Source organism: Arenibacter hampyeongensis, assembly GCF_002909255.1.
Lineage (GTDB): Bacteria > Bacteroidota > Bacteroidia > Flavobacteriales > Flavobacteriaceae > Arenibacter > Arenibacter hampyeongensis.
This window is the reverse complement of sequence record NZ_PIOB01000002.1, coordinates 793,435-805,441: the sequence shown is the minus strand read 5'-3', so window position 1 is coordinate 805,441 and position 12,007 is coordinate 793,435. Positions and strand designations below refer to the sequence as shown.

The following is a 12,007-nucleotide window of genomic DNA, read 5'->3' as shown; positions in this document are numbered from 1 at the left end:
ACACCGTACCTTGGTTATTCAGCCCTGGTCGTTTTTTGGGCGATGCAAAAAATGAACAGAACACAAACTCTGGGCAAGTCTATCCTATCTTTTTCTAGTTCACACACAACTTTTAGGATTGATCCATTTTTAAAATAGTTGGTTGAACTAATCACGCTGAAAAAGCAGGATATAAATAAGTACATGACCTAGAAGCTTGACGGGATAATTTAGAAAATCTTTTCTTTTTTATGTCACTAGCAGTATTGTCCAAAGGCTTTTTAGTTACTATGCTTTGCGTTTGTGGAATCGGCTGTATAATATTGATTAAAAATTCTCTCAAAACCTGTCATTGGGAAGTGCCTAATCGTTTTAAAATGCTATTGCAATATAAACTGATTGAACACATCATGATCTATTCGAAGTCATTCCAAGGCTTCCACTTTTAGAGTCCCTAAATATTCTACCAAATCCACTAAATCCTGTTCTGGCATTATTTGGGCCAATCCTTGGGTCATTAAAGATTGTTCCAAGGCCTCCTGTTCGGTGATATCCTTTAATTCCAATGTCTTTTGGGTTCCTCCCATTATTTTTATCGTAATTTCATCTTCGGTCCTGCTTAAAATGTAACCCGTATATGCCTTGCCGTCTTTCATTTTAAAGGAGTACCCTTCAAAGCCAAAATTGATACCCGCACTAGGGTAAATTATACTGGAGTATAGGAATTGTTTTGAGAGCTTATTGCCAATATCCGATAGTTCCGGTCCAAATTCGATTCCAGATCCGGCAGCCATATGGCAAGAGCTGCAATAGGTATTGTAAATTTCCTTGCCATGAATAGCGTTGCCCTTGCGTTCTACCAGGGCAGCAATATTCAAGGTGCCATCTCCTTCAGTTTTTAAGAACTTTGGGGCATTGGTTCTGATCTCATTATTCCAACTGGTCATCAGTTTAAGTACTGCTGTTGTTATATATTCTTCAGCTAATTCACCATCATTTAACAATTGGTATAATTCGCGCTGACCTGATCCGGTATTTCCCAAGGTTTCTATCATTTTTCTGGTAACCGCATGGCTTAAACCCTCCTCTGTAATGCTTTTCTTTATCAGTGCTATGGCTGTTGGATTGGATATTCCGTTAAGCATGTCCATAACTGCTATTTTGGAGGATTCAGGAACTTCGGAATGAAGAAATTTATCGATCAAGGGCGCACCGTCATTATCGAACAATAGATTTGCCGCTTCCTTTCCAATATCTTTATTGGTTCCTTTGACCATTACTCGGAACAAGGCCTCATTCTGGTTTTTTAGATCGAGGTTTTTGATGGCCATGATCCACTCAGGGGTTCCTTCAATTTTGGGAAGTACTTCCAATACCATTTTAACATGTGTTGAGGATCTATGAACAAAAGTAGGGTCTATCTGCCCTAAGGCATAAGCCTGAATTTGGTTTTGCAAAGGATGATTCAGGGCCAACATGTTAATTAAATAGTTGTTTTTTTTCGGATGATCTTTAAAATCAAAAGTCCTAAAATAGGAGGCTAATTTTGAAGATGGTATATTTTCGTCCTGTATAAGGGTTACCATCATAGGTACCGATTCTGTGGCGCCGATACGCCATACTATTTCCTTTCCTGCTTCGCTTTTCCAATGGTCTCCGACTTTATTCTTCCAGGTATTAAAGTAAAGGTCAGGGAATAGATCGGCTCCAATGCCCAAGGCTTCCAAATACCAGCGATCACCGGCAGTATGTTGTATGGCCAAATTTGCCCACTGTTCAGCGGCGGTTTTAGTACCAATATGCCTTAGCGCTATGGCCATCTCCCGTCTTACCTGTGGTGATGTATCGTTGATTAGTCCGGATAAGTATTTTTCCAAATTTTCTTTCCCCTTATATCGTGCCATACGTATACCCTGAATTCGGAACTTGGGATCTTCATCTTTAAGTGCCATTTCTATGTATTCGTTGCTTTTGGTCGGAATTTGCAGCCCTATCCAAAATGCGCGTGCTTTTGCATTACCACCCTTGGCTATCAGATTCTGTAAAAGCGGGTCTGAAGCCTCGCCCATGGAATGCAATTTTTGCCAGGACTGATAAAAAACGTCCATATTACCAGAGAGTATTCCTTTTGTTGTTCCATCCTCCGTATTGGGGTCTATTGTAACGGGATGGTAATTCGGGATTGTGGACAAACGGTAAATCCTTCCTTGAGCAATATCTTCTGCCTTATGTCCGCCTACGCCGCCATCATACCAATCGGAAATAAAAAGGGAGCCATCAGGTGCAATGGTAACGTCGTCCGGTCTAAACCAATCATCTTTACTTTTTATTAAATTTTCTACTTTTGCGGTATAGCCGGCCCCCGATTCATCTATGATGTAGGACCGTACTACATTGTGGCCGGGTTCGGCATGTATGAGTTGATTTTGAAATTTCTGAGGCAACATAGTGTCCTCATAAACAAGAATGCCACATGGAGATCCCGATCCGGTCTGTAATAAATTTGGGACGGTTCCGGGGTCGTTTAAATGCCAATGTCTTTGTGGTATTTCATTTTCCCAACCAGTTCTTCTTTCTTGCCAGCTGGCCCCTGTTAATAAATCCCTATATCCATAATTTCCGTATTCCATGACATAATTAATTCGAGTTCCCCTATTGCCGTCATCGTCATTGTCCGATTGCCATAGACCGCCATAGGAGTCAATAGTAATCTCAAAAGGATTTCTAAAATTGTGCCCTAAAACCTCTAGGTTTGATCCGTCCAAATTCATTCTAAAGGCCATGCCTTCACGATAGGGCTTTCCATTGGCTACTATTTCCTGTCCATACATGTCCATAACGGCTTCACCATTTTGGTCCAATAATTGTTCGCCGTTATTGCCATAGTTGAAATAAAGTCGACCATCAGGACCAAAAACAAAGGCATGTACCCCATGGTCATGGTCTACACCTTCTATACCTGAAAATAAGATTTCTTTTGAGTCCGGAAGGTCGTCCCCATTCTCATCGGTAAAGACAAAAACGTTTGGACTAACCGATATGATCACCTTATTTCCCAACACGGCTATGCCTAGGGCGGCATTTATATCTTCACCCTGATAGAAAACCTTGGAGGTGTCCGCTTTGCCATCTCCATTTGTATCTTCCAGTATTAAGATGCGGTCCCCGGTATCGTCATAACTATTGTTGGGATTGGCGAATAATCTGTAATTCCTGGCTTCACAAACCCATATTCTGCCCTTTGCATCAATGGCCATGTTGGTAGGGTTGGTAACCATGGGTTCGGAAGCAAAAAGCTCCAGATTTAATCCGTCCGCAACCTCCATTGAGGCCAATGCATTTTCTGCCAATCTTTTATCCTGTTCGGAAAGTGATGGAAAATCGATAATCGTTTTAGGCTGATCTTGACAAGCCTGTAAGGCGCTTATGACCAAAATAATAACTAGGGCCTTGGCAATGGATTGGTTTTGAAACATTTGATAGGTTTTGGTTGTATTGCCACAATTTACCAAAAAAATGGCCATCTAGTCCAAAAATAATGCAAGGGGTTATAAATGGGGAGTGTTATAAGGTTGTAGTTATAAAACCTCCTTCAATAAAGTTTTGGTTTAATGATTTTATTCGGAGTTATTTAAAAGAACTTGACTCGGAAATATTAAAACAATGAAGGAAAAGCGCTATTTTAGTTAACAGAATAAATTTACCGGGAACCACTTAAAGTGAACAGTGCCATTATTTGATGGATGAATGGACAAAATGGGCTGTGCGACTTCCAATAAATAAATACAAAAATTCATAAATTCCACAACGAACATTTATCTATTAAAACATGAAAAATATCATCAGTCTACTGGCAATTGCCCTTTTTAGTTTCATTGTTTATGGTCAGGATAACAATATGTTGTGTGTTGGAAGTCATTGGACTGAGGATGAAGGGAATATTGTGATGAAAAAATTTGCCGCGGAATGGTCGGACCTGGAATCTTGGGAACAAAGGGCATCGAGAATAAGGAAAGGTATTGTCGAAGGCATGCAACTGGATAAGATGCCGAAAATAACAGGCAATTTCAATCCTATTATTAGAAATACTAGATCCATGGATGGTTATATTGTAGAAAATATCGCCATTGAAAGCTTTCCAGGTTTTTATATTACGGGTAACCTGTATAGGCCAGTAAAAATGGAGGGTAAATATGCAGCGATTCTCAGTCCCCACGGTCATATGAAGGATAAGCGCTATACGGATTATATTCAATGGCGTTGCGCGGCCCTAGCTAGAATGGGGGCGGTAGTTTTCGCTTATGATATGGTGGGTTATGCCGAAAGTAATCAGGTGAACCATAAGATGCCTGTTGCCTTGCTGTTACAAACTTGGAACAGTAAACGGGTCTTGGAATATTTGTTGTCCAGACCGGATGTGGATAAAGAGCGGGTAGGGATGACAGGTGCCTCTGGAGGAGGCACACAGACCTTTGTCTTAACGGCCATAGATGATCGCATAAAAGTAGCAGCACCAGTGGTCCAGGTTTCTGCGCACTTTTTCGGTGGATGCGTTTGTGAGAGTGGAATGCCAATTCACAAAAGTGTTGATCACCAGACCAATAATGTTGAAATTGCTGCTCTTTGTGCCCCTCGACCTTTGCTTTTGGTTTCGGATGGATCAGACTGGACAAGGAATACTCCTAGGGTAGAGTATCCTTATATACAAAAGGTATATGCCTTATATGATGCTGAGCACAAAGTTGAAAATGTTCATCTACCGGCCGAAAGACACGATTATGGATATAATAAAAGAACGGCTCTCTATAATTTCTTTGACCATCATCTTGATCTCAATGCTGGGAATATTCCTTATGAGGAAGGCTATAAGGAGGATTTTGTTACTATTTTGACCCCAGAGGATTTGATGGTTTTTGGTAAGGGAAATCCAAGGCCAAAAGATGCACTTCAGGGAGATGATGCAGTTATGAATTATTTGCAAATTTCGATCGACTAAAATTAATTAATTATTCATGCAAAATATACTTGTGTCAGCCGATTGGCTAAAGGAACATTTGGATAAGCCCGAAATAGTAATTTTGGATGCCCGGTTACGATATGATGCAACAGATTCTGATACGGAAGATCTTAGGGTCAAAGGGGCACGTATTTTTGATTTGGAAAATGAGTTTAGTGATAAAAATAGCCCGTTTCCCAATATGCTTCCAAGTTCGGCCGAATTTGAAAAATCCTGTAGAAAATTGGGGATTAATAAATCCAGTAAAATAGTGGTTTATGATCATTTTGGCATCTATATAAGCCCACGGATTTGGTGGATGTTCAAAATTATGGGACATGAGAACGTAAGTGTCTTAAATGGTGGCTTCCCTGAATGGAGTAGCAAGGGGTATGCCTCGGGAAAAGGGATTAGGAAGAGGGTTGGCCTAGGTAATTTTAAGGCACACTTCAATCCTGAGTTGGTGGTGGCCTATGAACAAGTCAAGGATAATATAGAAAATAAGGAAGTCTTGGTAGTCGACGTACGATCCTCTGATCGCTTCCTTGGCCTTGTTCCGGAACCAAGGAAGGAGTTAAGAAGGGGGAATATTCCAAACTCCATCAATTTGCCTTATGAAACTGTCCTAAAGGATGGAAAGTATAAATCCGAGAAGGAATTGAAAGAGGTTTTTAATGATTTGCATAAGGAGGGGAGGCCTCTAGTATTTAGTTGTGGTTCTGGTGTCACTGCTTGCATTGTGCTACTGGCCTGTGAAATGACCCTCGAAAATTCTACAAAGGTATATGATGGGTCGTGGACGGAGTATGCACAAGTAACGGACTAATTTATAATTATGCCTTATCTATTTTTAGAAAGTAAAATTTGTCCAACAAAAGATGATATCTATCCGGAAAATATTTTATGGACCAGCCCAAGGATGGGTGGTGTACATGTTCTTGACTTGCCTATTGGCTGCCTGTCAGGAAAATCACGTTAAAAAAATTAGAATTGCCACTGCCGCCAACATGGCATATACCATGGAGGAATTGATAATAGACTATGCCGCTAAATCTGGGTTGGAATTTGAATTGGTCGTTGGTTCATCAGGTAAATTAACAGCACAAATTTTGGAAGGAGCGCCATATGACATTTTTGTTGCGGCAAATATGAAATATCCCGAAGCGGTTTTTGATGGGGGTAAGGCATTGGGTTCCCCAAAGGTCTATGCAAACGGACAATTGGTACTTTGGTCAATGTCAGAGAATATAACGGTTTCAATTGATGAACTGTCCAATTCCCAAATAGAATACATTGCTTTGGCAAATCCCAAAACCGCTCCATACGGCGTCGCTGCTATGGAAGTTATGCAGCATTATGGTTTGTATGAATTCTTAGGGCCAAAATTGGTCTATGGGGAAAGTATTGGTCAGACAGATCAATTCATTTTTTCAAAAGCTGCACAAATTGGATTCACAGCATTATCAAGTGTACTATCTCCGGAAATGAGGGGTAAAGGTAGGTGGGTTCTAATAGACCCATCAATATACGCCAACATTAGTCAAGGTGTGGTTCTTGTAGATCGGAAAGGGGACAATAATCCTAAGGCTCAAGGTTTTTATGATTTTCTTTTTTCCAAAGAAGCCAAGGAGGTATTAAAAGAATTTGGATATTTGGTGAATGAATAGTTTTCCTGGTCAGATAACAGATATTGAAACTTATGGAGATATGTCCATAGTTCACGTTGAGGTTGCAAACCAAATAGAACTAATTTCGATAGTATTGGATACACCTCAAACAGTCCCATATTTAATAAAGGGTAACAGGGTAAATGTCCTGTTTAAGGAAATGGAGGTTACTATTAGTACCCAAAATGAATTGGACATTAGTATAGAGAATAGGATTTCCGGAATCATTACCAATATCGAAATAGGTGCCTTAATGTGCAGATTAACTTTGGAAACCAATTTTGGTGAGGTCGTTGCCATAATAAGTAGCATGAGTGCAAAGCATTTAGGATTGACTGAAAATATGAAAGTGAAGATTATGGTTAAATTGAACGAAGTAATACTGGCACCATAATGGATTGGCAACCTCTAATGCTTACTTTTAAACTTGCTGTGATAACCACGGCTATATTGTTTGTGATTTCAATTCCCATTGCCAATTGGCTCTCCTTTACGAAATCTAAAGCAAAGCCGGTCATAGAAACTTTGGTGAGCATGCCTTTGGTGCTCCCGCCTACAGTTTTGGGTTTTTATATGCTAGTGGCTTTTAGCCCAGAAAATGCATTTGGAAATTGGTTAAATGAATGGTTGGGAATAAGACTTATATTTTCTTTTGGGGGTTTGGTGTTAGCCTCCGTCATTTATAGCCTTCCATTTATGGTGCAACCTATTCAGGCCGGACTTTCCTCACTGCCATCTACATTTAAGGAAGCTTCATACACCATGGGAAAATCAAAAATGACTACCCTTCTAAAAGTTTTATTGCCCAATGTTAAACCCGCGCTTTTGACAGGGATTGTTCTGTCCTTTGCCCATACGGTTGGTGAGTTTGGCGTAGTTTTGATGATTGGTGGCAATATGCCTGGAAAAACCAAAGTGGCTTCGATTGCCATCTATGATGAGGTAGAGGCACTAAATTACTCCGCTGCCAATAGCTATTCCTTGATATTGTTTTCAATAACCTTCATTATTCTTCTTATAGTTTATCTAACAAATGGAGGGTATTTCAAACGCTTTGTTCAATGATACGTCTAAACATAGAGAAAACACTTAAGTCAGGCGGAGGAAATATGGTCCTTGATTTGGAATTGAATATAGTAAAGGGTGAGTTTATTACCTTGTTTGGAGATTCCGGGGCAGGGAAAACCTCTACTTTAAGAATGCTCAGTGGATTATTGAAGCCAGATAGCGGAATAATAACTGTTGATGGAACAACTTGGTTTGATAGTCATAAAAAAATTAATCTTATTCCACAACAACGCAAGGTGGGATATGTTTTTCAAGACTACGCCCTCTTTCCCAATATGACGGTTCGGCAAAATTTGGAATATGCCCTGCAGAGGAATCAGGATGGGGACATAATTGAGGAGTTGTTGGATCTAGCCCAACTCAATGAGTTGCAACAAAGAAAACCGGAAACCCTTTCGGGTGGTCAAAAACAACGAGTGGCATTGGCCAGGGCATTGGTGCAGAGGCCGGATATTTTAATTTTGGATGAACCATTATCGGCCTTAGACCTCAAGATGCGGATAAAATTGCAGGAGTATCTGCTGCAAATTCATAAAAAATACAAACTTACTACGATACTGGTAAGTCATGATGTTGGGGAGATTGTAAAATTATCGGATTGCGTGTTTGAGCTTCAAAATGGTCGGGTTATCAAGAAAGGTACTGCCAGCGATTTCTTTGGACTCACCAAGACCAGTGCTAAATTTAGGTTTTCTGGGGAAGTTTTGAAAATAGTGCAGGAGGATGTTATTTATGTTATCTCGGTACTTATTGGTAACGATATTATTAAGGTGGTTTCGGACCGGCGGGAGGCCAATGGGTTAAAGGTAGGAGATCAGGTTCTTGTAGCTTCCAAGGCCTTTAACCCAATAATTCAAAAAATATAGGAATTGAATCTTTCTACAAAGGGTGGTTTCTTGGATTAAAGGGTCATTTCTGTAAATAGACTCTCCAAATTTTTGTTTTTCCTACTTAATTGAAGGGTCTTTAATTGATTGTCATGGGCAAAGTCGAACACTACTGGGCGCATATCTTTGGTGGTATTAAAGGTAATCTCATATACAAACCCGCCAATATTTTTAACAGTGCTCACATTGGGCAGTTTGTTCAGAAAGGCTTCTTCTACCCTAAAATCGAATTCAACCAGCAATACCTGATCTTGACCGTCCCTTAATTCCGACAGTTTTTTATCTGCTACCAAGATTCCTTTGTTTATGATCAATACTCTGTCGCAGACCGCTTCTACCTCTTTCATGATATGTGTGGAAAGGAGAATGGTTTTCTCTTTTCCAATTTCCCGAATTAATTTTCTGATTTCCAACAATTGATTGGGATCTAGGCCAGTGGTTGGTTCGTCCAGAATCAATACCTCTGGGTCGTGCAGTAGAGCAGCAGCTAGTCCAACCCTTTGACGGTAACCCTTGGAAAGCTGCCCAATCTTTTTGTTGGCTTCGGGGGTAAGGCCTGTTTGGGCAATTACAATATTAACCCGATCCTCGTCAACTTTATATACATCGGCATTGAATGCAAGATATTCCTTAACATACATGTCCAAATACAAAGGATTGTGTTCAGGGAGGTAGCCTATGCTTTTTTGAACGCTTTTCTTATCCTTTAGTACATCAAATGAATTTACCGTTGCCTGTCCTTCATCCGAGGTGTGGTAGGTGGTCAAAATTTTCATCATGGTGGATTTCCCGGCACCATTAGGTCCTAAAAAGCCGACAATTTCTCCCTTTTCAATGGTAAAGGAGACATTGTTCAAAGCTTTTTGATTACCAAAGGATTTGGTGATATTTTTTACAAGGATGGACATGTGTTAACTTTTTATCAAAAATAATGCAAATAAGTGAAAACTAGTTTTAATTATAAACCGGATAAAAACTTGACCATCAATGCAGGATGGTTGTTTTTATCTAAACTAGTCGAACGGGATTCTTTTTCGCAATTCGTAAATTTTAACAGATTTGGGGTTTTAATTGTTATTTTATTTGAATTAAACTGAAATAACTAAAAAAATCATTGCTTACATGTTTGGTTTTAAATATAATTATTACATTAGCCAAAGTTTTACAAGAAAAATGACAAAGCAATATTTCTGGAACGGTTTTTATTTTTACTTCTTTTTTAAGGGAGGTATGGGACTGGTCTAGCATATTTTAAAGTATATATAGAAAAAAGTCCTGTGAAAACCAGGACTTTTTTTTTGGATTTAACTTTCAAAATAAATGGTAAAATCCGAAAGTAGTAAAGTTGAAAGGTTCTAAGTGGCAGGCAATTAATTTGTAATAAGGTGAAGTTAAAAATTGCAATACAGGGTATAAAAGGTTCTAACCACCATCAGGTGGCCAAGGATTATTTTGGCGATGATGTTACATTCGTTGAATGTTCGTCATTTGATGGTTTGGTGGACCATCTGATCAATAAAACTGCGGATAAAGGGGTAATGGCCATTGAAAATTCCATTGCTGGGTCCATTATTCCCAATTATGCATTGGTGTTCCATAAAAACCTTCATATTATTGGAGAGCAGTATTTAAATATACATCATAACCTAATGGTCTTAAAGGGGCAGACGATAGATGATATTCAAGAGGTGCGTTCGCATCCCATGGCCCTACTACAGTGCCATGAATTTTTTAAAAATTACAAGCATATTAAACTGGTGGAGGATGTAGATACTGCAGAGACTGCCAAAAGAATTCAGGAGAATCAGTTAAGGGGAATAGCGGCAATTGCGCCTAAAGTTGCGGCGGAATTGTACGACTTGGAGATTATACATTCGGAAATTCAGACGATAAAGGACAATTCCACTAGGTTTATAATAGTAAAGACCCAGAATAAAGCTTTGCCGGAGCATGAAATTAATAAGGCATCGGTACGTTTTATCACTGACCATAAACGAGGAAGTCTTGCCGCGATATTGAACGTTATGAGCGATTGTAATCTGAATCTAACCAAGATACAGTCCTTACCGGTAATTGAAACGCCATGGAAGTATTCTTTTTTCGTAGATGTTACCTTTGAAAAATTTAAAAATTTTTCCAAGGCAAAAGCCTTGTTGGAAATTATGGCGGAAGAATTTAAAGTGTTGGGAGAATATAAAAATGCCAGAATATTATGATTGGGGCAAAAAGATTAAATACAGTTGAAGAATACTACTTTTCTAAAAAACTTAGAGAAGTAAGGGGGTTAATGGCCGAAGGTAGACCTATAATAAATATGGGTATCGGAAGCCCTGATTTGGAACCATCCATTGAGGTTCAGGATGCGGTGAAAGATGCTCTGAGCCATGATGGGGCACATCAATATCAAAGTTATCAAGGATTGCCCGAGTTAAGGGAGGCATTTACGTCATTTTATAAGAATAAATTTGGTGTAAGTGTAAATTCTCAAACTGAGGTATTACCATTAATGGGGTCTAAAGAGGGAATCATGCATATTAGCCTGGCCTTTTTGAATCCAGGAGATGAAGTGTTGATTCCTAATCCGGGATACCCCACATATACATCGGTAACCAATTTGGTTGGGGCGGTGCCAAGGTACTATGACTTGACCAATAATAACGGTTGGTTTCCAGATTTGGAAGCATTGAGGAAGCAAGACCTTGCTAAAGTTAAAATAATGTGGACCAGTTATCCACATATGCCCACAGGAGCGACGGCAAGTAGGGAGCAATTGACACTTCTTGTGGCTTTTGCTAAAGAGAACGATATTTTATTGGTGAATGACAATCCTTATAGTTTTGTATTGAACCAAAATCCAATAAGTATTTTGGAGATTGAAGGTGCAATGGACGTGGCTTTGGAATTAAATTCATTGAGTAAAACCTTTAATATGGCAGGCTGGCGTGTAGGGATGGTTTTAGGGAACAGTGAACATATAAATGCTGTTTTAAAGGTGAAAAGCAATATGGATTCCGGGATGTTCTATGGTATTCAAAAAGGTGCCATAGCTGCTTTAAATAGTAGCGAATCATGGTTTAGTAATTTGAATAAGGTGTATAATGAGAGGAGGGAATTAATGTGCGCTTTGGCTGATAAGTTGAAATGTACCTATGATAAAAATTCTGTAGGGATGTTCGTCTGGGCCAAATTGCCCGCTGGCGTTTTGTCTTCTGAGCAATTTATTGACACGGTGCTGTATGATAAGAATATTTTTATTACCCCTGGGACAATTTTTGGTTCAAACGGAGAGGGATATATTCGCTTCTCCTTATGTGTTACGGCCGATAAGATTAAGGAAGCAATAGAAAGGTTTTAAAAAGTAGATAAGAAGGAATAAGGAAAAAAGAAAACAGAAGGAAATATAAAGTATT

10 protein-coding genes are annotated in these 12,007 nt (G+C 39.3%); 8 read left to right on the top strand and 2 right to left on the bottom strand.

Annotated features, from left to right (window positions below; translation table 11 throughout):
- Positions 1-404 precede the first annotated feature (404 nt).
- A complete protein-coding gene (locus CWD91_RS08335) occupies positions 405-3,455 on the bottom strand; it encodes a PVC-type heme-binding CxxCH protein (RefSeq protein WP_192877644.1) in 3,051 nt (1,016 codons plus the stop codon).
- A 353-nt stretch (positions 3,456-3,808) separates the two neighbouring features.
- Here CWD91_RS08335 and CWD91_RS08330 point away from each other — a divergent pair, with 353 nt between their 5' ends.
- The 6 genes from CWD91_RS08330 to CWD91_RS08305 are packed head-to-tail and all read left to right on the top strand — an operon-like array spanning position 3,809 to position 8,576.
- Positions 3,809-4,975 carry an alpha/beta hydrolase family protein gene (locus CWD91_RS08330; RefSeq protein WP_103440493.1) on the top strand — a complete coding sequence of 389 codons (1,167 nt, stop codon included), beginning with the start codon at positions 3,809-3,811 and terminating at the stop codon, positions 4,973-4,975.
- 16 nt (positions 4,976-4,991) lie between these two features.
- Positions 4,992-5,801 carry a sulfurtransferase gene (locus CWD91_RS08325; RefSeq protein WP_103440492.1) on the top strand — a complete coding sequence of 270 codons (810 nt, stop codon included), beginning with the start codon at positions 4,992-4,994 and terminating at the stop codon, positions 5,799-5,801.
- A gap of 52 nt (positions 5,802-5,853) precedes the next feature.
- Complete coding sequence (modA, locus tag CWD91_RS08320; RefSeq protein WP_103440491.1) at positions 5,854-6,642, top strand: molybdate ABC transporter substrate-binding protein; 789 nt, start codon at positions 5,854-5,856, stop codon at positions 6,640-6,642.
- Entirely contained in the window at positions 6,635-7,036 is a 402-nt protein-coding gene (locus CWD91_RS08315) for a TOBE domain-containing protein (protein WP_103440490.1), read from the top strand. The genes modA and CWD91_RS08315 overlap by 8 nt, the downstream gene beginning before the upstream one ends.
- A complete protein-coding gene (gene modB / locus CWD91_RS08310; RefSeq protein WP_103440489.1) occupies positions 7,036-7,707 on the top strand; it encodes a molybdate ABC transporter permease subunit in 672 nt (223 codons plus the stop codon). The genes CWD91_RS08315 and modB overlap by 1 nt, the downstream gene beginning before the upstream one ends.
- Positions 7,704-8,576 carry an ABC transporter ATP-binding protein gene (locus tag CWD91_RS08305; protein ID WP_103440488.1) on the top strand — a complete coding sequence of 291 codons (873 nt, stop codon included), beginning with the start codon at positions 7,704-7,706 and terminating at the stop codon, positions 8,574-8,576. The genes modB and CWD91_RS08305 overlap by 4 nt, the downstream gene beginning before the upstream one ends.
- A 35-nt stretch (positions 8,577-8,611) precedes the next feature.
- On the opposite strand, the gene gldA is transcribed toward CWD91_RS08305, so the two are convergent.
- A complete protein-coding gene (gldA, locus tag CWD91_RS08300) occupies positions 8,612-9,505 on the bottom strand; it encodes a gliding motility-associated ABC transporter ATP-binding subunit GldA (protein WP_103440487.1) in 894 nt (297 codons plus the stop codon).
- A 477-nt stretch (positions 9,506-9,982) separates the two neighbouring features.
- On the opposite strand from gldA, the gene CWD91_RS08295 reads away from it, so the two are divergent.
- On the top strand, positions 9,983-10,813 hold the full coding sequence (locus CWD91_RS08295; protein WP_103440486.1) for a prephenate dehydratase: 831 nt from the start codon (positions 9,983-9,985) through the stop codon (positions 10,811-10,813).
- Positions 10,810-11,952, top strand: a complete 1,143-nt coding sequence (locus CWD91_RS08290; protein ID WP_262923127.1) for a pyridoxal phosphate-dependent aminotransferase — start codon at positions 10,810-10,812, stop codon at positions 11,950-11,952. Before CWD91_RS08295 ends, CWD91_RS08290 begins: the two co-directional genes overlap by 4 nt.
- The last annotated feature ends 55 nt before the right edge of the window (positions 11,953-12,007 follow it).

Excerpts from the sequence above, each read along its gene's own strand:
- CWD91_RS08335 (WP_192877644.1), bottom strand. The coding sequence starts at position 3,455 with ATGTTTCAAAACCAATCCATTGCCAAGGCCCTAGTTATTATTTTGGTC.
- CWD91_RS08330 (WP_103440493.1), top strand. The coding sequence starts at position 3,809 with ATGAAAAATATCATCAGTCTACTGGCAATTGCCCTTTTTAGTTTCATT.
- CWD91_RS08325 (WP_103440492.1), top strand. The coding sequence starts at position 4,992 with ATGCAAAATATACTTGTGTCAGCCGATTGGCTAAAGGAACATTTGGAT.
- modA (WP_103440491.1), top strand. The coding sequence starts at position 5,854 with ATGATATCTATCCGGAAAATATTTTATGGACCAGCCCAAGGATGGGTG.
- CWD91_RS08315 (WP_103440490.1), top strand. The coding sequence starts at position 6,635 with ATGAATAGTTTTCCTGGTCAGATAACAGATATTGAAACTTATGGAGAT.
- modB (WP_103440489.1), top strand. The coding sequence starts at position 7,036 with ATGGATTGGCAACCTCTAATGCTTACTTTTAAACTTGCTGTGATAACC.
- CWD91_RS08305 (WP_103440488.1), top strand. The coding sequence starts at position 7,704 with ATGATACGTCTAAACATAGAGAAAACACTTAAGTCAGGCGGAGGAAAT.
- gldA (WP_103440487.1), bottom strand. The coding sequence starts at position 9,505 with ATGTCCATCCTTGTAAAAAATATCACCAAATCCTTTGGTAATCAAAAA.
- CWD91_RS08290 (WP_262923127.1), top strand. The coding sequence starts at position 10,810 with ATGATTGGGGCAAAAAGATTAAATACAGTTGAAGAATACTACTTTTCT.